This is a genomic window from Bradyrhizobium sp. JR3.5, assembly GCF_054057015.1.
Window position 1 is genome coordinate 2,604,089 of record NZ_JBSRYV010000001.1, and the last position, 18,320, is coordinate 2,622,408.

20 protein-coding genes and 1 pseudogene are annotated in these 18,320 nt (G+C 65.9%); 7 read left to right on the forward strand and 14 right to left on the reverse strand.

The annotated features are described in order from the left end of the window. Positions 1 to 13 precede the first annotated feature (13 nt). Together ACVWW1_RS13105 and ACVWW1_RS13110 are read right to left on the reverse strand one after the other, a co-directional pair. Positions 14 to 358 (reverse strand): Lin0512 family protein, encoded by a 345-nt coding sequence (locus ACVWW1_RS13105; protein WP_229170061.1) that lies wholly within the window; start codon positions 356 to 358, stop codon positions 14 to 16. A 34-nt stretch (positions 359 to 392) separates the two neighbouring features. Further along, positions 393 to 743, reverse strand: a complete 351-nt coding sequence (locus ACVWW1_RS13110) for a hypothetical protein (RefSeq protein WP_456656055.1) — start codon at positions 741 to 743, stop codon at positions 393 to 395. A gap of 548 nt (positions 744 to 1,291) precedes the next feature. Here ACVWW1_RS13110 and ACVWW1_RS13115 point away from each other — a divergent pair. Continuing rightward, complete coding sequence (locus tag ACVWW1_RS13115) at positions 1,292 to 1,687, forward strand: hypothetical protein (RefSeq protein WP_456656056.1); 396 nt, start codon at positions 1,292 to 1,294, stop codon at positions 1,685 to 1,687. A 29-nt stretch (positions 1,688 to 1,716) separates the two neighbouring features. Then, complete coding sequence (locus tag ACVWW1_RS13120) at positions 1,717 to 3,081, forward strand: hypothetical protein (protein WP_456656057.1); 1,365 nt, start codon at positions 1,717 to 1,719, stop codon at positions 3,079 to 3,081. Between the two features lie 42 nt (positions 3,082 to 3,123). Here ACVWW1_RS13120 and ACVWW1_RS13125 read toward each other — a convergent pair whose 3' ends face one another. The 3 genes from ACVWW1_RS13125 to ACVWW1_RS13135 all read right to left on the reverse strand — a co-directional run bounded on the left by ACVWW1_RS13125 (position 3,124) and on the right by ACVWW1_RS13135 (position 5,247). Beyond that, entirely contained in the window at positions 3,124 to 3,819 is a 696-nt protein-coding gene (locus ACVWW1_RS13125; RefSeq protein ID WP_456656058.1) for a GNAT family N-acetyltransferase, read from the reverse strand. Between the two features lie 121 nt (positions 3,820 to 3,940). After that, a complete protein-coding gene (locus tag ACVWW1_RS13130; RefSeq protein WP_456656059.1) occupies positions 3,941 to 4,591 on the reverse strand; it encodes an O-methyltransferase in 651 nt (216 codons plus the stop codon). Between the two features lie 23 nt (positions 4,592 to 4,614). Then, the gene (locus ACVWW1_RS13135; protein ID WP_456656060.1) at positions 4,615 to 5,247 is read right to left on the reverse strand and encodes a PadR family transcriptional regulator; all 633 of its coding nucleotides are present in this window, start codon (positions 5,245 to 5,247) and stop codon (positions 4,615 to 4,617) included. A gap of 187 nt (positions 5,248 to 5,434) precedes the next feature. Between ACVWW1_RS13135 and ACVWW1_RS13140 the strand changes: the two genes are divergently transcribed. Then, positions 5,435 to 5,788 (forward strand): MmcQ/YjbR family DNA-binding protein, encoded by a 354-nt coding sequence (locus tag ACVWW1_RS13140; RefSeq protein ID WP_456656061.1) that lies wholly within the window; start codon positions 5,435 to 5,437, stop codon positions 5,786 to 5,788. A 21-nt stretch (positions 5,789 to 5,809) separates the two neighbouring features. Here ACVWW1_RS13140 and ACVWW1_RS13145 read toward each other — a convergent pair whose 3' ends face one another. Then, positions 5,810 to 6,376 carry a histidine phosphatase family protein gene (locus ACVWW1_RS13145; protein ID WP_456656062.1) on the reverse strand — a complete coding sequence of 189 codons (567 nt, stop codon included), beginning with the start codon at positions 6,374 to 6,376 and terminating at the stop codon, positions 5,810 to 5,812. Between the two features lie 83 nt (positions 6,377 to 6,459). Beyond that, positions 6,460 to 7,425, reverse strand: coding sequence for a GlxA family transcriptional regulator (locus tag ACVWW1_RS13150; RefSeq protein ID WP_456656063.1), 966 nt, complete (start codon positions 7,423 to 7,425; stop codon positions 6,460 to 6,462). Between the two features lie 226 nt (positions 7,426 to 7,651). Between ACVWW1_RS13150 and ACVWW1_RS13155 the strand changes: the two genes are divergently transcribed. Continuing rightward, positions 7,652 to 8,293 carry an HD domain-containing protein gene (locus ACVWW1_RS13155; RefSeq protein ID WP_456656064.1) on the forward strand — a complete coding sequence of 214 codons (642 nt, stop codon included), beginning with the start codon at positions 7,652 to 7,654 and terminating at the stop codon, positions 8,291 to 8,293. A gap of 47 nt (positions 8,294 to 8,340) precedes the next feature. Here the strand turns inward: ACVWW1_RS13155 and ACVWW1_RS13160 are convergent, their stop codons facing one another. The 4 genes and pseudogenes from ACVWW1_RS13160 to ACVWW1_RS13175 form a co-directional block, all read right to left on the reverse strand. Beyond that, a complete protein-coding gene (locus ACVWW1_RS13160) occupies positions 8,341 to 9,225 on the reverse strand; it encodes a DEAD/DEAH box helicase (protein WP_456656065.1) in 885 nt (294 codons plus the stop codon). Next, a pseudogene (locus tag ACVWW1_RS13165) lies at positions 9,218 to 10,597 on the reverse strand (DEAD/DEAH box helicase); the annotation flags it as partial. The pseudogene ACVWW1_RS13165 and the gene ACVWW1_RS13160, both read right to left, overlap by 8 nt. A 544-nt stretch (positions 10,598 to 11,141) precedes the next feature. Beyond that, complete coding sequence (locus tag ACVWW1_RS13170) at positions 11,142 to 11,684, reverse strand: SWIM zinc finger family protein (RefSeq protein ID WP_456656066.1); 543 nt, start codon at positions 11,682 to 11,684, stop codon at positions 11,142 to 11,144. A 157-nt stretch (positions 11,685 to 11,841) separates the two neighbouring features. After that, a complete protein-coding gene (locus ACVWW1_RS13175; RefSeq protein ID WP_456656067.1) occupies positions 11,842 to 12,300 on the reverse strand; it encodes an SRPBCC family protein in 459 nt (152 codons plus the stop codon). Between the two features lie 77 nt (positions 12,301 to 12,377). Between ACVWW1_RS13175 and ACVWW1_RS13180 the strand changes: the two genes are divergently transcribed. After that, positions 12,378 to 13,469: an adenylate/guanylate cyclase domain-containing protein gene (locus tag ACVWW1_RS13180; RefSeq protein ID WP_456656068.1), complete on the forward strand. Its 1,092-nt coding sequence runs from the start codon at positions 12,378 to 12,380 to the stop codon at positions 13,467 to 13,469. A 5-nt stretch (positions 13,470 to 13,474) separates the two neighbouring features. On the opposite strand, the gene ACVWW1_RS13185 is transcribed toward ACVWW1_RS13180, so the two are convergent. Further along, on the reverse strand, positions 13,475 to 13,663 hold the full coding sequence (locus ACVWW1_RS13185; RefSeq protein ID WP_229172537.1) for a hypothetical protein: 189 nt from the start codon (positions 13,661 to 13,663) through the stop codon (positions 13,475 to 13,477). Between the two features lie 154 nt (positions 13,664 to 13,817). Between ACVWW1_RS13185 and ACVWW1_RS13190 the strand changes: the two genes are divergently transcribed. Both ACVWW1_RS13190 and ACVWW1_RS13195 read left to right on the forward strand, forming a co-directional pair. Further along, a complete protein-coding gene (locus tag ACVWW1_RS13190) occupies positions 13,818 to 15,038 on the forward strand; it encodes a helix-turn-helix domain-containing protein (RefSeq protein ID WP_456656069.1) in 1,221 nt (406 codons plus the stop codon). An 88-nt stretch (positions 15,039 to 15,126) separates the two neighbouring features. Next, a complete protein-coding gene (locus ACVWW1_RS13195; protein ID WP_456656070.1) occupies positions 15,127 to 15,771 on the forward strand; it encodes a Vgb family protein in 645 nt (214 codons plus the stop codon). Positions 15,772 to 15,799: 28 nt separating this feature from the next. Here the strand turns inward: ACVWW1_RS13195 and ACVWW1_RS13200 are convergent, their stop codons facing one another. Continuing rightward, a complete protein-coding gene (locus tag ACVWW1_RS13200) occupies positions 15,800 to 17,017 on the reverse strand; it encodes an MFS transporter (protein WP_456656071.1) in 1,218 nt (405 codons plus the stop codon). A 130-nt stretch (positions 17,018 to 17,147) separates the two neighbouring features. After that, positions 17,148 to 18,314, reverse strand: coding sequence for an ABC transporter substrate-binding protein (locus tag ACVWW1_RS13205; protein WP_456656072.1), 1,167 nt, complete (start codon positions 18,312 to 18,314; stop codon positions 17,148 to 17,150). Positions 18,315 to 18,320: the final 6 nt, after the last annotated feature.

An 18,320-nucleotide genomic window follows, 5' to 3' on the forward strand; every position in this document is an offset into this window, starting at 1 on the left:
CGCCGTTCCTCGATTATTTGCCGTCGTCGAAGCTGACGATGACGGCGGCGTTCGCGATCAGGATCGGGTCGTTGCCGAGATCGGACGGAATCTCGAGCCCGCCCGCGATCGCCTTCACCGTCTTGGTGCCATAGGGCAGTTCCCTGGCAACGGCGTCGGTATCGACCGCTTCGGGATTCGGCACGGCGATCGTGACGTCGACGAACATGTCGTTAGCGGTCTTGCCGAGCATGCGGAAGAAGCCGAGGCTGGAATGGCGGATCGCATCCGAGACCGCACGCTTGGCGGCCTTGGTCGCGTCACGGCCGTGGACGTCGACGCCCATGCCCATTTCGGTGATGCAGCGCACGCGTGTCATGAAACTTTCCTGTTGTCGTTGGCGTGAGAGACCTTCACTCCTTCGCCCCCGGCGCGCGCGGCGTCAAGCCGGGTCCCTCGCCGACGCCGTTGTGATCGCCGCGCGCCAGCATCCATGCCGCAAGGCCGGCGAGGATCGCCGCCGCAACCACCATAACGCAGGCCGCGCTCCAGCCCCATGCCGAGACGACCGCGCCGACCGCGATCGGTCCAGTCACCTGGCCGAAATTGCTGCCCGTCATTAAGAACCCCATCATGACCGGCACCATCGCCGCCGAACGCGTCGCCGCGGGTGCGGTCGCCAGGAAGCGCCGCTGTCTGAAGGCCGCAGCTTCGGCGTGCTCTCGCCGCAGATTTGCAGGGTGAGCAATCTGGATACCAAGCACGCCATGATCCTGGCCGGGCTCGGCTGGGGCCGGCTGCCGCTCTGGTAGGTCGCGCGCGACCTCAGGGACCGCAGCCTGGTGCGGGTCGAAACCGGCGCACCGTAACGCCGCGCTTGCGATGGAGGCTTATCTCGCCCACCGGCTCGACGAACCGCTCGGCCCCGCGGCGCGCGCCTTTGCAGATGCGTTGGCGCGGATCGCCGCGCGAACGCAGACGCCCAAGATCAGGGGGAGAGTGGCGAAAGAAACACTGTGTCTCAGCTGCTGCCCGCCCGCTCCTGCTGCGGTCCGTTCGCAAGCGCCTCGATCCTCGATCTCGCATCACGACGTCGAGAGGCCCCGCGCCGGCTACCCGCCATTCCGCTGCCGTTCATCTCCGCGGACCGATAGTGAGCGCGACCGATCCCGGTATCGTAAGGAGCCGTGTGCCCATGCCGATCAGCCGCCGGCGAGCGCTCATGCTTGCCTCGTTTGCCGTAGCGACCCCGCTGCTCGGCAGCGAAAGCCGTGCCGAACAGACGACCGTTGTGGGCGCGGCCACGTTTGACATGGCCACCTTCACAGCCACCTCCGGCGGCGACGCCGATGCGGCCTTTGCCAAGGCGCTGGCCGCCATCGCCAAGGCAGCGGCTGACGCAAGCAAGGTGGGGCCGGCTCACATCGTCCTCAATCTGGAGAAGAACGCCAGCTACCGGATCAAGCGGCCGCTCGCGTTCCGGCAATTGCACGGCTTCGAGCTCAACGGCAATGGCGCGCAGCTGATCAACACGGCACGCAGCGGGACATTCGTGATCTCCGGCTGCAACCGCCTCACCATCCGCGATCTCACCATCGACTACGATCCGCTGCCCTTCACCCAGGGAACGATCACCGCCTTCGACAAGCAGGCGGTCGACATCACGGTGAAGGTCGATCCGGCTATCCCGATGATGCCGCACTGCTGACCGCCTTCACGGATGGTTTCTTCAAGGTGATGGATCGCCGCAACCGGGCGCTGAAGGCCGGCGCAAGGGATTTCCTCTCCCCGGCCCATGCCACGCGGCTCAGCGACGGCCTGATCAAGGTGCATCTGCAATGGAGCGCGAACGATCGCTTCCCGAGTCAGCTGCCGATCGCGGCCGGTGACGTCGTCACCATCGCAAACAGCGGCGCGCACGCCATCGCCGTGGACTCCAGCGTCGCCACCAGCCTGATCAACGTGAAGCTGCTGGCTTCGCCGGGCATGGGCATCATCGAGAACGGCGGCGAAGGCTCGATGATGCTGCAGAAAGTCTCGGTCGTTCCGGGACCCCGGCCAAAGGGCGCGACGACCGACCGTCTGATCTCGACCAATTCCGACGGTTCGCACTTCACCGCGGTCGCGCGCGGTCCGACCATGGAGGACTGCAGTTTCGCGAACACCTCCGACGATGCCGTCAACGTGCACGGCTTCTACCACTACGTCGTGGCGAAGACCGCGCCGCGGCGGTTTCTGCTCAGCCCGAAATGGGACGTCGGCCTCGCGCCCGGCGACGATATCGAGAGCTGCGACCATGCGACGTTTCGCTCCCTCGGACGCGGCAAGGTCGAGCAATTGACCAAGCGCCACGCGCCCGAGCTGAAGGCCAAGATCGCCCAGCTCTGGAAGAACAGGAGCCCGACCACCCAGCCGGACCTGATCTACGACGTGGTCCTGCAGCAGGACCTGCCGCTCAAGACCGGCGATGCCATCACCTCGCTGACGCACATCGGATCCGGCGCCACCGTGCTGCGTTGCAATTTCCACGCCTCCGGCCGCGTGCTAATGAAGGTGCCGAACGCGATCGTCGAGAACTGCCAGTTCACATTCTCGACCGGGGTTGCGCTGCAGGCAGGGAGCGACATCGGCTTCTGGTCGGAGTCGGGATTTGCCGACAACCTCGTGTTCCGCAACAACCGCTTCAGCCATTGCGTCAACGGCGCCAATGAGCTGACCAGCGGCAGCGGCACGCTCGGCACCATCTATGTCGGAATGGTGCCGCCGGAAGGCGCCAAGGGATTTCAGGACAATTTCCAGAACCGGCGCGTCATCATCGAAGGCAATCACATCGACGATTCCTACATCTACGCGATCTTCGTCAGCAATGCCGACGGCGTCAGGATCGCCGGCAACGTGATCGGCCAGACATTTCTGCGCGGCGGCGCGTTCGGGGCCGGCGACTTCTTCCATATCAAGCCCGACAGCGCGATCTTCGTCGGCCGCGCCAGAAACGTCGAGATCAGCAACAACGTCGCCGCACACGGCCGGATCGCGACGAATGCCGTCGCGATCGATCCCAGCTGCGACACGGTGCATCTCGCCGGCAACAAGCTGGCGTGAGCGAGCGCGGCACCGCTCAGGGCATCATTCCCGGACTTTGCCCTACCCCAGCTTCTGCAGCACATTGATGTGCAGGCGGCGGCGGATCTCCATGCCCTGGCGGCGGTAGAGCGCGATTGCCGAGACGTTGCTGGTGAAGACGTGCAGGAACGGGATCTCGCCGCGCGCCACGATCTGGCGGCCGACCGCCGACAGCAGCGCCTGCGCATAGCCGCGGCCGCGATGGTCCGGATGCACGCAGACCGCGGTCATCTCGGTGTAGTTCCCCGGCTTCATCCGTTCCCCGGTCATCGCGACCAGTTCGCCGCCAACGCGAATGCCGAGGAAGGTGCCGAGCTCATGCGTCCGCGCGCTGAACGGTCCGGGTTTTGTCATTTCCGTCAACGCCATCATCGCGGGAACGTCGGCGGCGCCGAGCGTGACGATCTCGACGCCGGGCAGAGAAAACTCTGCCGGTGTGCCGATCATCTGCTCGCCGGTCTCGGCCAGCAGCACCTTGAACTCCGGCGGCACCGGGACAGGATCGGGCGTGAACAGCACCGCGATGTCAGGTCCCGACAGCAGCGCGCCGAGCGCGGCAAAGCTATTGGGAGACATGTCGATCATGTCGGCGAAGGGCGCGATCGCGACCGGAAAGCGCCTTGCCTCGGTGCCACCTTCCGCAAGGTCCCGTTGCCTCGTGGTCAGCGCGCTCCAGATTGGGCGATCAAGCGGATGGATCGGCGGGACTTCGGACATGCGGCGCTTCGCTCCTGATTTTCCTCGAACAGAGCAAGAAGCGCCGACAAAATCCAGCGTGGCGTGATGTCGTTGCGGCTCACAATCACGCCAGCAGGATTTCGCCGTGCCGAACCGATCCTTAGGCGAGCTTCAGGCAGAGCTCGGTACCGCCCTTGAGCGGCAGCGTGATCGACACAAAGCCATTTTTGGGATCGCGCACGAACTCCAGAAAATCCGCCTCGGCATTGTCGTTCATGACATAGCCGCCGACGCGAAGCTGCGGAGCAACGATCTCGATCACCTGGCGGGCGAGTGTCGGTCCCTTCTCGCCCGGCCAGCCGTCGATCAGGATGAAGTCGACGGGACCACCGAGATCGCGCAGCGTCTGGCGCGCATCGCCCTCACGGATCTCGGCATAGTCGGCCAGGCCGGCCCCGGCAAGATTGCGCTTCGCGGCTGCGACCTTGGCCGGCACGATCTCCGAGCCGATCACGGTGCCGCCGCCATTGTCGCGCATCGCGGCGGCGAAATACAGCGTCGACATTCCGACCGAGGTTGCGAACTCCGCGACGCGTTTGGCGCGCAGGCCGCGGCACAACAGATAGATCAGTTCGCCCTGCTCGGGATGGATTGAGAAGCCCTGCTCGGCATAGTCGAGCGGATCGCGGCTCATCGTCGGATTGCCGCGCGGACCGCCGGTGGCCGGCCTGAGGCGCGTGGCCTGCAGGCGCGCGATGACGGCAGGGACGCGGGCGTCGGTAATCGCGCTGTGCGGTTCAGCGTTGTACATGAAGGGTCTCCCTTGCGGCTGCGTCATTGCTGCAGGATTTCAGCGGCGGCGCGGTCGAGGATTTTCGCGATGCGGTGCGCCTCGGCGGCATCGCAGCCGCGCTTCTGGCGCAGCGCGCTCTTCAGGGCGTGACGGGCGCGGTGCACGTCGTCGGAGGATTCGCCATCGAGATCGCTCACGCCGGCGAAGGCTTCGCGCACCTCCTCCATGCGGCCGCCGATCCGCGACAGCGCCTGGAGAATGGTGTCAGCGGTGGCGCGGTTCTCGGCGAGATGTGCCTTGCCCTGCTCGGTGATGCTGTAAAGCTTGCGCGCCGCATCCTGGGTGACGCTGGCATGGCCGATCTCCTCGAGGAAGGTCAGCGCCGGATAGATCACGCCCGGGCTCGGGCTGTAGAAGCCATCCGACCGCTCCTCGATTTTCTTGATCAACTCGTAGCCGTGCGCCGGCTGCTCGCCGAGCAGCGCGAGGATGACGAGCTGCAGGTCCTGCGACGAGAGCCGCCGCGATCCCGGAAAGTCGCCGCCGCCACCCCGCCCGAAGAAGCCATGGCCGCCGCGGCCAAAGCGATGGCCGCCCCGGCCGTGCCGGCCCATGGCGAAGAACCCAAACCGGAAGCCATCGTCGTCCCGGTCCCGAAACATAGATCGTCTCATTGGTCATTCCTTACTAAAAACATATCGTACGATATATCTACAGATGAAACAGCGGCAACCCACGTTTTCGTGAGGCCCGGCGGACAAGCAGCGACCGGTACTGGCCGGGATTGGCGATTTACGCCGGGCTTGCCCGTCTTCGCGCGGCTGGCCTATGGCTTTGATGCCCCGCCAGCCCCTCCGACACATGCGCCCAAGAACCTTCGAAGCTCATTGCCTGCGCCTGCCCGCCGCCACCAAGGTGGTGCAATGGGAAGGCACGTCGGTGTTCAAGGTCGGCGGCAAGATGTTCGCGCTGGCCGGCGGCTTCATCGCGAGCACCGGCGGCTTCATGTTCAAGACCTCGAACATGGCCTATCAGCTTTTGATCGAGCAGGAGCTCGCGCGGCCGGCACCGTATCTGGCGCGTGCCAAATGGGTGCAACTGGTCGGCAACGACGCCCTGCCCGACGCCGAGCTCAAGGCCTATCTCGATCAGGCGCATGCGCTCATCGCCGCGAAGCTGACGCGCAAATCGCGCAAGGCGCTCGGGCTCGACTGACGGGCCGAGCCGCTACGCGGTTCAGCCGCCCAACGGCTTATCGGAATCGCCCGACAGCAATTTCGGAAACAGCTCCTTGAAGGCGAACTTGTCGTCGCCCTTGGCGCGCTCGAAGCGCAGTACGACGTCGAACCGGCTGCTCTCCCATTTGGTGGGCGGCTTGCCCCTGCTGACTGGTATCAATGGAAGGACGTCGGCGATGATCGCCTTGTGCTCCCAGCACAGCAGCACGACGCCGTGCAGCGCCAGCAGCGCCTTGATCAGCGCCGGCTCATTACCCTTGCTAAAATCTTCGTTGGGCGCCGCGCCAAGACGCGCCGCCAGCGCCGAGATCGTCTCAGCGGGACGGCTGCTCGGGCCCCGGTTGGGCGTGGTGCCGGGCGTCGCGGCATAGATCGCGTCAGGCTTGGCATAGTCGCCCTTGGCGAGGTCGGCGCCAAACAACGCGGCCCATGCGCCGGCGCGCTGCCAGCCGCGCAGGACAAGCGACTCCGTATCGGACAGACCGTCCGCGGTGAAGCCGGGCCCCGGCCAGCCATCATCAGGCTTTTCGGCGTGACGGATGATGAAGAGCGTGAGCGCATCCATGGCGTCCTCCCCGGGGAAGATGTGTTGCTCGCAAAGGCAATTTCGATCCTATGCTGGCGGCATGCTCCGCTCCATGAACGGCGTCACAATTTGCGAAAACTCGCCCGGTACTGCGCCGGCGACACGCCGAGCCGCTCGCTGAACACGATGCGCATCCGGTCGGCCGAGCCGAACCCGCAGTCGAACGCAACCGCCTTCAACGGCCGGTCCGAGCCCTCGAGCAGCCGGCGCGCGGCGTCGACCCGCGCGCGTTCGACGAATTCATGCGGCGTGAGGCCGGTCTCTTGCGCGAAGGCGCGGCCGAAATTGCGCACGCTCATGCCGACGGCCTCGGCCAGCGTTTGCAGGGTGTGGCGCTCGCCGACACGCTGCATGACGTGCGCCTGCGCGCGCGCGATCGGCGAATCCTCGTCGATCGGCGCGGTGAGATAGGGGCTGAACTGCGACTGCCCGCCCTGGCGTTGCGCTACCACGACCAGCCGCTTGGCCACCGCGACCGCCACCTGCGGCCCATGACGCTCGGCGACCAGCGCGAGACCGAGATCGATGCCCGCGGTCACGCCGGCAGAAGTCATCAGTCTGCCGTCACGAATATAGATCCGGTCGAAGATCACCTCGGCGGCCGGGAAGCACGTCGCCAGAAGCTGCGCGTTCTGCCAATGCGTCGTCACCTTGTGCCCGTCGAGCAGCCCGGCATGGCCGAGCGCGAAGGCACCGGTGCAGATCGAACCGTAGAGCTCGGCGCGCGCGGGCGCCCCGCGCAGCCACTGCGTCAGCGCCGGATCCGGCTCGGTATCGGGCAACGCCGGTCCGCCGGCAACCAGCAGGATGTCGAATTTCTCGTCTGCCTCATCGAAACTGAGGTCGGCTGATATCTTCATGCCGTTCGATGCGCGCAGCGGTTCGCGGCTGGCGCCGACCAGCACCGTCTCATAGCCGTCGCCATCAGCGACAAAACCGTTCGTCTCCGCGAACACGTCGACGGGGCCCGCGATATCGAGTGCCTGAACCCCTTCGTGAATCGCGATCGCGACCTTCTGAACCGCCATGCCTTCTCCCTGCCCCAGCCTTTCCTTGCCTGTGGCGCGAAACGATGTCTCGTTGGCCCGATCCGGCGGCGCACGATCGTTGCGGGATCAGGCCAAGACGGGCGACAAGCACACCACGGATCACGCCACGAGGCGATCCGAACACACCGTAGAGACGAGCGCTGGCGCGCCCCCGCGTGTTTCGCACGCCACGGTATCGTCTTGCCATATCGAGGAGCGTCTTGAAATGACCGAGATCATCGCCGGCATCCGTGTACCCGACAGCGCCATGGCCCGCGCCGCGACCCAGCTGGTGCGCGATATCGAGGACGACCTGCTCTATAATCACAGCCGCCGCGTGTTCTTCTGGGGCGCGCTCACCGGCAATCGCCGCAAGCTGAAGTTCGATCCCGAGCTGCTCTATATCGGCGCCATGTTCCACGACATGGGCCTCACCGCCGAACATGCGAGCCCCGATCTGCGCTTCGAGGTCGACGGCGCCAACGCCGCACGCGACTTCCTCAAGGGCTACGGCGTCGCCGAACGCGACATCGAGGACGTCTGGGCCTCGATCGCGCTACACACCACGCCCGGAATCCCCGAGCATATGCGTCCGACCATCGCGCTGGTCACCGCCGGCGTCGAGATGGACGTGCTCGGCATCGCCTACGACGATTTCTCGCACGAGCATCGCGACCATGTCTGCGCGCATCATCCGCGCGAGGCGAACTTCAAGGAGAACATCATCGATCATTTCGCGGCCGGCACCATCAAGAAGCCGCTGACCACCTTCGGTAACGTCAAGGCCGACGTGCTGGCGCTGAAGGACATGAACTACACAAGGGTGAACTTCTGCTCGATCATCCTCGGCTCGAAATGGCCGACGTGAAATGGGCCAGCCCGCCCCGGCCCTCATCAGCCGGGACGGAGCCATGCTCAATCCGCGAACAATGCCTGGACGTCCTCTTCCGTGAGCGCGGCGCCGATGCGTCCTTGCGAATCGAAAATGCTGTCGGCCAGCGCGCGCTTGCGGGCCTTGAGTTCGTCCATCTTCTCTTCGATCGTACCGGTAGCCACCAGCCGATAGACAAAGACAGCCTTGTCCTGCCCGATACGATGAGCACGGTCGATCGCCTGCTCCTCGACCGCAGGATTCCACCAGGGATCGAAGATGATCACGGTGTCCGCGGCGGTCAGATTGAGTCCGACACCACCGGCCTTCAGGCTGATCAGGAACAGGTCGGTGACGCCGTCCTGAAACTCCTCGATCGCGCGTCTGCGGTCCTTCGTTTCGCCGGTCAGCACGCTGTATCTGATGGCGAGCGCGTCGCAGCGCTTGCGGATCAATGCCAGCATGGAGGTGAACTGCGAGAATACGATGATCTTGCGCTTCTCGCTCAGGAGTTCTTCGATCATCTCCATCAGCCGATCGAGCTTTGCAGACGGACGCTTGACGCCGTCGTCGAGGTTCAACAGCGCGGGATCGCAGCAGGCCTGGCGCATCCTGAGAAGGGCTTCGAGCACAACGATTTGGCTCTTGGCCAGGCCGCGTTCCCGGATCGCCTTGCGGACCTTCTCTGACATCGACAGACGGATGGCATCGTAGAGTTCCCGCTGGTTGCCTTCGAGAACAACCCTTTCGGTGAACTCGCTCTTCGGCGGCAACTCGGCGGCCACCTCCTGCTTGGTCCGCCGCAGCAAAAACGGCCTGATGCGCTGCGTCAGCGCCCGTGCGCGTCCGACGTCGGCACGCTTCTCGATCCGGCGTCCGCCAGTTGCGCGCGAACGCCGCCCGATCGCCGAGATATCCCGGGATGGCAAAGCTCATGATCGACCAGAGTTCGCCGAGATGATTTTCCATCGGCGTGCCGGTCAGGCAGAAGCGATGCCGCGCACGGATGTCTTGGAGCCGCCGCGTCGTGACCGCGTTGGAATTCTTGACGGTCTGAGCCTCGTCCAGCACCGCGATGTGCCATTCACGCGCGAGCAGCACCTCGTGATCGCGCGCGATCAGTGGATAGGTCGTCAGAACAAGATCGTGATCGCCGATCGCTTCGAAACTTTGCCTGCGGTCGGGACCATGCAGGACGAGAACCCTCAAGCCTGGGGTGAACTTGCGCGCCTCGTTGAACCAGTTGGTCATCAGGCTTGTGGGAGCGACGACGATCGCAGGATCCGTCAGATGACCGCGCGCCTTCTCCAGCGCCAGCAACGCCAGGATCTGGACGGTCTTGCCCAATCCCATGTCGTCCGCCAGCACGCCGCCCAAGCCGCTTTCCCTGAGCAGGTCGAGCCAAGCCACGCCCTGCGTCTGGTAATGCCTCAAGGCCGCATTGAAATCGGATGGCAGGACCGGATCAGGCAATCCGCGGGCGCCGAGCAACCCTGCCATGCGGCGAAGACTATCTGCTCCTCTAAAGACGAAGTGATCGGCTTCGAGACCGAGCAGCGGCACGATCTGTGCGCGCGACAGCCGGAACTTTCCCGAGGTAGCGACGAAGGTTCCGCTCAGAGTAAGGCTATGGAGCGCCAGTACGAGCGGGAGGAAGCGATCGGCCGCCAGCGCCAGATAGCGGCCGTCAGCCAACGGCAGGTAAACGCTATCGCCATCCTCCGCGAGTTGCTTGACCGTCTCGGGCGCAAATCCCGGTTGCGATACCAGCGCCGCCACGAGCGGGGCGAGATCGCGGCGCTCGCCGTCGATTTCGATCCCGAGCGCAAGCTCGAACCAGTCGATGCCGCTGCTCTCGAAGTCGGCATCGAACACCCCGGATGAGGTCGCGAGCCGGTACGGGAAATCGTCGTCGATGCGGATTTCGAGACCGGCCGCCTGCAAATTGGCCGCATCAACATTGAGGAAGTCGAGCCAATCTGTCGACTGCGCAAAGGTCAGATCATACGCATGCGCGACATCAAGCTGCAGGAAGGCCGATCTCACTTCGACCAGGCCGAGACTGGTTAGTCGTGCAGTCATCTCCTTCTCTTTGGCCTTGCGTCGCGCGACGACGTAGAGGATTCCGTCCCGGAACTGCTCCACGCGATGGGCACTTTCCGACCGTTCGATTTCGACCGGACCGTAGCGGAAGCTGAGGCGGGCCACCGGCACGCGGTCGGCCGTACCGTCGCCATAGTAGTAGTAGGCATGAGCCGCCTTGCGCCCCGACATCAAACGAAGCACTGGCTTTGGGTCCATGTCGATCTTGGTGGCGGCGGCCGGCGGCGCGGGCAACCAGCCGTGATCCAGGCTCGGCAACTTCTGGCCAAGGCGTTGCACGACTTGCGCGACATGGGCATGCGGGATGGCTGGAGCCAACAGAAGCCGGCAGCTCAGTCGCTCCGGAAGATTCAACGTGATCGGCCCGATCAATCCGGCGGCGGCGTCGACGTAGACCGGCGGCTCGGCATTCAGCGCCGTTGCGCCCTCGACGATGAGCAGCGGAGCAATGCCGTCCCTGGTGACCTGACGCCACGCGATGCGACCGTTCCGCGGCTCGCCCCATTGCAGCGGCGCACTGCTGTGATCGCGCCAGAACGCCCGCCCCGTCGCGACGACCTGTTTCAGGACATCAGCCGAATAGGTGCGTCGGCCGAACGTATAGCCGGACCGAAACTCGCTGGACAACCTGATAAGGACGTCGATGTCGGAACCAAGGTAATATTTCGGAGCACGGTCGACCGAAAATTCGTTCAAGGATGGCTGCGACACCTTGCTGCCGAACTCGCCGGTCTTCAGGATCTTAACGGATACCAGCGACACATCCACTGCAGGGGGTACCACCCCCTACCCCCTCGGGCTGCAGGTAGTAGAGCAACCGCTGTGTGACATCGTGCGGATATTCCGTGTTCCGCATCGACCGGCCAACCGTCTCGATCCATTCCGCGATTTGGTAGGGCAGTACCGCGTCAGGTCGCGACTGCCCGTTGCCCGCGGCGCTTCGCGGCTGCTGCGGTGCCACGCCGGTCGGCCGTACAGGCGAATGCAAGGCTTCAAAGAGCGTCGCGGCAACGTGCTTGCAGTTCACGGCCATTGGACAAGTGCAATCGCCGTCGACGTCGACCAGTCGATTGCCGTCGAACTCCAGCTCGATATCGACCTGATAGGGCTTGCGTTCGGTTCCGCTTACCTGCGCCTGCACGCGGGTGAGATCCGGACTGACCACCAACGCCGAGACACGGCCCTGAGCACGGTAGGCAAAGGCCTTGTCCACAGCCGACCGGCTGAAGAAGCCGAGGATGTCCTTCTGTTTCAGTCGCTCGGAAAGGTTCGGAACGTCGGGCATCAAGGATTGCGGTTTCCAGGAGCGTGGCGGAGCCGGGACAATCCACCATTAGCAGGCGGAATATGTCGGCCAAACGGCATCGACGAGTGTCTGCCCTGCTTCCACACCTTCCTTTGTCGCCGGCCGCGGCACATTGCGGTCGGCGGACGCCCGCAGTCTAACTGCGCTGCGCCGGACCGCGGTCCGGCCCAGGATCGCGACCGGCGGCAACGAGCGCGAGCCTGGCAAGGTAGTGCGTCCAACCCTTGCTATGGCTCGCGCACTGCTCGGCGTTCGGCAGGCCGCTATGGGTCATCCGCAACAGCGTGCCGCTGTCCTTGCCGATCAGGTCGATCTCGATCAGGCTCGACCCCGGCGGGACTTGCTCACCGCCCTCCCAGCCGAAGCTGTAGCCAAGACGATGCACCGGCACGACCTCACGAAATGCGCCGCGTGCGGCCCGCGACAGATCGCCGGAGACGCCCTTGAGCAGATAGAGCCCGCCGGGATGCAGCTCGGTCTCGGCCTCGAGCCCCATCCAGCTCACGATCTTCTGCGGATCGGTCAGGAAGGCGAACACGGTTGCCGGCGGGGCCGCGATCTGGATCTCGCGTTGAACGATGAAGGCTTCAGTCATCGATCCATCCTCCATTGACGGTGGGTCTTCAGGGATAATTCGTGACAAGGGTGGCGCATCAACCCCATGATGGGGTGATGCAATTGTCCTCGACGTTGAGCTGGCTGGTCGACGCCGCCGCCGAGACCGCGGGCGCCAACCGGTTGCTGGCGGATCTGGGTCGCCACCTTATCACGGATGGCGTGCCGCTTGCCGGCGGCGCGCTGACGCTCGAGGTTCCGCACCCGTTGATCGCCCGACGCACCTGGCTGTGGCGCGCCGGCAATGGCGAGGTGATCGAGGCGCTCGGGTTCGCGCCGGAACAACCCTTTGCAATGCCCGCTATGATCGGATCCGGCGATGCCGGCCGGCGTTGGCTCAACAGCCTCGCGCCCGGCCCCATCCACGAGGACACGATCGGAACGCGGCCGAATGGACCGACCCTCGGCTGGATCGGGACCCGCGCCTTCACACCGGCCGAGGCGGATCAATTGCGCGAGGCGGCGCGCTTCACGACTGCACCGCTCGCCGCGCTCGCGGCGCGCGCGACATTGACGGCGGCGCTGGAGGCCTATCTTGGCCGGCGCAGCGCGGCGCGCGTCCTGGCATCGCCGTTGCGGCGCAACACCGGCGAAACCATCCGGGCGGCGCTGCTGTTTGCCGATCTGCGCGGCTTCACCGCGCTCTCCGAAAGCCATCCGCCTGCCGAGGTGATCGCGGCACTCGACGCCTGGTTCGACCGCATCGCCGGCGCGATCCATGCCTTCGGCGGTGAGGTGTTGAAATTCATCGGCGACGGGCTGCTCGCGATCTTTCCGGTCACGACGAGTGCGCGCAGCGCATGCGAGGCGGCATTGCGCGCGGTGTCGGCGGCCCGCGTCGGCATGGCGCATCTTGATACCGAGCGGCGCAAGCACGGCCTGCCGCCACTGCCATTCGGCGTGGCGGTGCATCTCGGCGAGGTGCATTGGGGCAATATCGGCGCCGCCGACCGCCTCGACTTCACCGCGATCGGCGCCGCGGTCAATCTGGTCAGCCGGCTGGAAGGCCTGTGCAAACCGCTGGAGCAGACCGTGCTGGTCTCGGGCGCGCTCGCGGCCGAGACCGAGATGCCGCTGGTCGCGCTCGGCACCCATGAACTGCGCGGCATCGCACAGCCCTGCGCGGTCTTCACCCTGCCGGAGGGATGAGCCGGTCATCGGAACAGGCGCAACCACGGCGCCAGATGGAATGCGCTCATCAGCGCGTACATCGGGACCATCCCCTGCAACGAGAGCGGTCCCTGCATGGCGCCGCAGATCATGTCGGCCGGCGCCAGCGCGGCCACCAGCGCCATCACGGCGAAGGTCGGCGCCGCCGCCAGCGACAGCCAGCGCGCGACCATGGCACCCCGCGGCCGCCGAACCGGCCTTTCAACCAATCCTCGTGTGTCTCGATTCCAGTCATCATTCGATCTCTCTGGGGATGATCCATGTCGTCATGTGCTAGGTTAGGACCGGGCCTCGGAGGACGAGAGTGACAAGTGTGTCGGGAATCGAATGGACTCGCTGATTACGGCTGCGGCGCGCGCGCTCGCGGCGGGTGATCCCCTCGGCGCACTGAAACGGGTAGCGCTGCGCGACGATGCGCCGGCGCTGGCGCTGCGCGGCATCGCGATGGCCCGGCTCGGCGATTTCACCCGCGCCAAGGAGCTGTTGCGGCGCGCGCGCCGCGCCTTCGGTCCGCGTGAAGCCATCGCGCGGGCCCGCTGCGTGGTGGCCGAAGCGGAGATCGCGCTGGCGTCGCGCGACCTTTCCTTTCCGAGAAAAAGCCTCGCGGCAGCGCGCGCAACGCTCGCGGCGCGTGGCGATGCGCTCAACGCTGCCCATGCCGGCTATCTCGAAATCCGCCGCCTGCTCCTGATTGGGAGCCTCGATGCGGCCGAGCGCATGCTTGATGACCTCGACCCGGCGCCCTTCCCGCCGGCGCTGCGGGTCGGCCACGAACTGGTCGTCGCCGGGATCGCGATGCGGCGGCTGCGGACGAGGCCGGCGCGGGAAGCGCTGGCACGGGCAAAGGATGCCGCGCGCCGCGCCGGCATCGCCGAGCTTGCGGCCGAGGTCGAAAGCACCGCGCGCCTGCTCGCGACGCCGGCGGCGCGCCTGATCGCGCGCGGCCATGAGCGGCCGCTGCTGCTCGAGGAGGTCGAGGCCCTGATGGCATCGAAGGCGCTCGTCGTCGATGCCTGCCGCTACGTCGTGCGTGATTCCCGGACCACGGTCTCGCTGACGCGGCGGCCGGTGCTGTTCGCGCTCGCCCGTGCGCTCGGCGAAGCGTGGCCGCAGGACGTCTCGCGCGGCACGCTGATCGCACGCGCATTTCGCGGCAAGCACGCCGATGAATCGCACCGTGCGCGGCTGCGGGTCGAGATCGGACGCCTGCGGCGGGCCTTGCTGCCGCTCGCCGATCTCAGCGCGACACCCGACGGCTTTGTGCTCGAGCCGCATGGCCGCCGCGAGGTCACCGTGCTGGCGCTGCCGGTCGAGGAGGAACACGCGGCGGTGCTGGCCTTCCTCGCCGACGGCGAGGCCTGGTCGAGCTCGGCGCTGTCGGTGGCGCTGGGCGCGAGCCAGCGCACCGTGCAGCGCGCGCTCGACGCCCTCGCCGCCACAGGCAAGGTACAGTCGGTCGGCCGCGCCCGCGCCCGGCGCTGGATGACGCCCCCGGTGCCGGGATTCACGACGACGTTGTTACTCCCTGCCCCGCTGCCGAACGGCTAGCATCAGGGAGCAGTCAGCGCGTTTTCGAGCGAAGTGGATGCCCCTTCGCATCAAGGAAACGCGTCAAAACAACAACCAGGAGCGCCGCATGAAGAAGCCCGAAGCCGAAATCATCCGGGAATATGCCTTCGAAGGCGTCGAGAGCGTGGGCGGCGTCAGCTTCGACGGCGAGCAGGTCTGGTTCGCGGCCGGCGGCCAATTGGTCGCCTTCGATCCCGACAGCGGCAATACCACCCGCACCCTCGACATCGCGGCCCATGCCGGCACCGCCTTCGACGGCAAGCACCTCTATCAGATCGCCGAGGACCGCATCCTGAAGATTGAGCCGAACAGCGGACGCGTGGTGTCGACGATCCCCTCGCCCGGCGGCGGCCGCGACTCCGGTCTCGCCTGGGCGGAAGGTTCGCTGTGGGTCGGCCAGTATCGCGACCGCATGATCGTTCAAGTCGATCCGGAAACCGGCAAGGTTTTGCGCACCATCGAAAGCAACCGGTTCGTCACCGGCGTCTCCTGGGTCGACGGCGAACTCTGGCACGGCACCTGGGAAGAGGACCAGAGCGACATCAGGCGCATCGATCCGCAGACCGGCGAGGTGATGGAGCGGCTCGAGATGCCGCAGGGCGTGTTCGTCTCCGGGCTCGAGTCTGACGGCAAGGACCGGTTCTTCTGCGGCAGCGGCTCGACCAACAACAAGGTGCGCGCCATCCGACGGCCAAAGCGCAGCCGCGCGTGAAGCAAATGACTTCACGCGCGCACCGGACTTACGCAGGCGCGGGCACCGCCGTTGGCCGCGCCGCCGGTATCGGCCGGAACGTCATCATGATCAGGAACGCGCCGAGGCCGACGGCCCAGGAGCCGACATAGAGCCACGTATAGCTCGCAAAGGTGTCGTAGATCAGGCCGCCGGCCAAGGGACCGGTCGCCATGCCGAGGCTGCCGGCCATCGCGGTGCCGCCGATCACGGTGCCCATCATGCGCAGCGGGAAATTCTCGCGGATCAGCACGGAATACAGCGGCATGGTGCCGGCATAGATGAAGCCGAAGATCGCCGCGACCGCGTAGAATGCGGCCAGCTCGCGCACGAAGACATAGCCGAGCGCGCCGAACGCCTGCGCCAGCAACCCCAGCACCAGCACGCGCTTGGCACCGAAACGGTCGCCGAGCAGGCCGAAGGCGATGCGGCCGCCCATGCCGGCGAGCCCTTCCACGCTATAGATCGTCACCGCCGCGACCATCGGAATGCCGCAGGTGACCGCGTAGCTCACCGTGTGGATGATCGGTCCCGAATGGGTGGCGCAGCAGAAGAAATTGGTCGCGATCAGGATGATGAATTGCGGCGAGCGCAGCGCCTGCGCCAGCGACATCGACGGCTCACCATTCGTGCTCGCCGCTTCAGCGTGGCCGCCTTGCAGCGCGGGCGGGCGTCGCACCAGGAACGAGACCGGGATCATGATTGCGCCGACCACGCCTGAGACGATCAGCATCGACGTCCGCCAGTCGTGGTGGGAGATCAGCCAGGCCGCGAGCGGCGACATCGTCATCGGCGCCATGCCCATGCCGGCCGACACCAGCGAGACGGCAAGACTGCGATGGGTGTCGAACCAGCCGGTGACGCAGGCCATCATCGGGGCAAAGATCGCCGCCGTCGCCGCGCCGACCAGCGCGCCGAAGAGAAACTGAAATGCCAGCAGCGACGGTGCCTGGCTTGCCAGCGCAAGGCTCGCCGCCAGCACGACCGATCCGGTCAGCACCACCGGGAGCGGCCCGAAGCGGTCGGACAGTGTGCCCCAGATCATGCTGGTGAAGGCCATTGCGAGGAAGCCGATCGTCATCGCGCTGGAGATGCCGGTCACCGACCAACCGGTCTCCCGCGCCATCGGCTGCAGGAACACCGGCAGCGAAAACATGCCGCCGATCGCGACGCAGCCAAGCAGGCCGCCGGCCGCGACGATCACCCAGCGATAGGCTGAATTGGTCATTCCGGAACTCCCATGCAGTGCGTTCTGGCTGAAAGACGAACGAACCGGGGTGGAACCGACAGCGGACGACCGCCCTAGCTCACTTTTTTTGCGAGCGTGGCGGCCTTCAAGGCTCATGCCCGGCCGAGCGTCAGCGGCCCGCCAAACTGCATCCGGGCTGCGGCGCGATCACGCCGAGTGGCCGAACCTGCACCAGCTCGGTACCTTGCGTCTTGGCGATGAACATGTTCATCGCCGCATGGTGATCCTGGCCGAGCGTCACCGGCCCGGTCGGCGACGCAATGGTGAGCCCCGCCATCGCGTCGATGATGGCCTCCTTGTCGAGCTTGCCGGCCTTCTCGGCCGCCGCCTTGAGTGCGATCAGGGTGTTGTAGTGCGTCATCACATAGTTCGACACCGCGACGCCCGGGTTCGCGGCGGCGCGCGCCTTGGCAACGAACGCCTTCACGGCCGGATCCTCGCTCGCTGCGACCGCCGGCACCACCGTCACCATGTTCTGGCCCTTGCCCCGGAAGATACCGAGATCGACCTCGGACAATCCGAGGAAAGCGACGGTGATCTCCTTCAGCAATCCGGCCTCGTCGGCCTGCCGGATGAAGTCCATCCCGTCGCCCTTCAGCGCGAACAGCAACATCTTGGCCTTGCTCGCCGCGACCTCCTTGATCAGCGGAGAAAAGTCCGTCTCGGTCCCCAGCGTGTACCTCGTCCCGACCACCCTGCCACCGAGCTTCTCGATCAAGGGCTGCGCGATGCCGAACATCTGATGCGGCCAGACCCGGTCGGCGCCGAGCAGGAAATACGTGTTGCCGAAGGTCTGCGTCTTGTAGGGCAGCAGCTGGCCGAGCTCCTGGTTCGGCACCGCGCCGAACGAAAACAGATAGCGGCTGCATTTGCCGCCCTCGTAATTGGTGGCGTAGAGCAGCGGCGTCTTCGAGCTCTCCGCAAGCGGCACCAGCGCATTCAAATTCTGCGAGGTGATCGGGCCGACCACGGCCAATACGCCGTCCTTCTCGATCAGGGAGCGCATCGCCTCCGCAGCCGCCTGCGGCCGCGTCTTGTCATCGGCATAGATCACCTCGACCGGCCTGCCGAGAATGCCGCCGGCCGCGTTGATGTCCCTGGCGGCGAGATCGAGCCCGAGCCTGGCCTGCTCGCCGTAGAGCTCGACGCCGCCGGAAAACGGCAGCACGGCGCCGACGCGAATCGCTCTGCCGGATTCGGCAGCGCGCGGCGAACCGACGCCCGCGAAGCCGAGGAGAAGCACCCACGCCATGCAGATGATCGATCGTCGCGGCATACGCAT

Excerpts from the sequence above, each read along its gene's own strand:
- ACVWW1_RS13155 (WP_456656064.1), top strand. The coding sequence starts at position 7,652 with ATGACCGAGATCATCGCCGGCATCCGTGTACCCGACAGCGCCATGGCC.
- ACVWW1_RS13200 (WP_456656071.1), bottom strand. The coding sequence starts at position 17,017 with ATGACCAATTCAGCCTATCGCTGGGTGATCGTCGCGGCCGGCGGCCTG.
- ACVWW1_RS13175 (WP_456656067.1), bottom strand. The coding sequence starts at position 12,300 with ATGACTGAAGCCTTCATCGTTCAACGCGAGATCCAGATCGCGGCCCCG.
- ACVWW1_RS13170 (WP_456656066.1), bottom strand. The coding sequence starts at position 11,684 with ATGCCCGACGTTCCGAACCTTTCCGAGCGACTGAAACAGAAGGACATC.
- ACVWW1_RS13115 (WP_456656056.1), top strand. The coding sequence starts at position 1,292 with ATGGCCACCTTCACAGCCACCTCCGGCGGCGACGCCGATGCGGCCTTT.
- ACVWW1_RS13105 (WP_229170061.1), bottom strand. The coding sequence starts at position 358 with ATGACACGCGTGCGCTGCATCACCGAAATGGGCATGGGCGTCGACGTC.
- ACVWW1_RS13185 (WP_229172537.1), bottom strand. The coding sequence starts at position 13,663 with ATGGTCGCGCGCTGGCTGTCGCTGGCGGCGGCGCCGACCTTCGCCGTG.
- ACVWW1_RS13205 (WP_456656072.1), bottom strand. The coding sequence starts at position 18,314 with ATGCCGCGACGATCGATCATCTGCATGGCGTGGGTGCTTCTCCTCGGC.
- ACVWW1_RS13195 (WP_456656070.1), top strand. The coding sequence starts at position 15,127 with ATGAAGAAGCCCGAAGCCGAAATCATCCGGGAATATGCCTTCGAAGGC.
- ACVWW1_RS13125 (WP_456656058.1), bottom strand. The coding sequence starts at position 3,819 with ATGTCCGAAGTCCCGCCGATCCATCCGCTTGATCGCCCAATCTGGAGC.
- ACVWW1_RS13150 (WP_456656063.1), bottom strand. The coding sequence starts at position 7,425 with ATGGCGGTTCAGAAGGTCGCGATCGCGATTCACGAAGGGGTTCAGGCA.
- ACVWW1_RS13140 (WP_456656061.1), top strand. The coding sequence starts at position 5,435 with ATGCGCCCAAGAACCTTCGAAGCTCATTGCCTGCGCCTGCCCGCCGCC.
- ACVWW1_RS13145 (WP_456656062.1), bottom strand. The coding sequence starts at position 6,376 with ATGGATGCGCTCACGCTCTTCATCATCCGTCACGCCGAAAAGCCTGAT.
- ACVWW1_RS13135 (WP_456656060.1), bottom strand. The coding sequence starts at position 5,247 with ATGAGACGATCTATGTTTCGGGACCGGGACGACGATGGCTTCCGGTTT.
- ACVWW1_RS13120 (WP_456656057.1), top strand. The coding sequence starts at position 1,717 with ATGGATCGCCGCAACCGGGCGCTGAAGGCCGGCGCAAGGGATTTCCTC.
- ACVWW1_RS13130 (WP_456656059.1), bottom strand. The coding sequence starts at position 4,591 with ATGTACAACGCTGAACCGCACAGCGCGATTACCGACGCCCGCGTCCCT.
- ACVWW1_RS13190 (WP_456656069.1), top strand. The coding sequence starts at position 13,818 with ATGGACTCGCTGATTACGGCTGCGGCGCGCGCGCTCGCGGCGGGTGAT.
- ACVWW1_RS13180 (WP_456656068.1), top strand. The coding sequence starts at position 12,378 with ATGCAATTGTCCTCGACGTTGAGCTGGCTGGTCGACGCCGCCGCCGAG.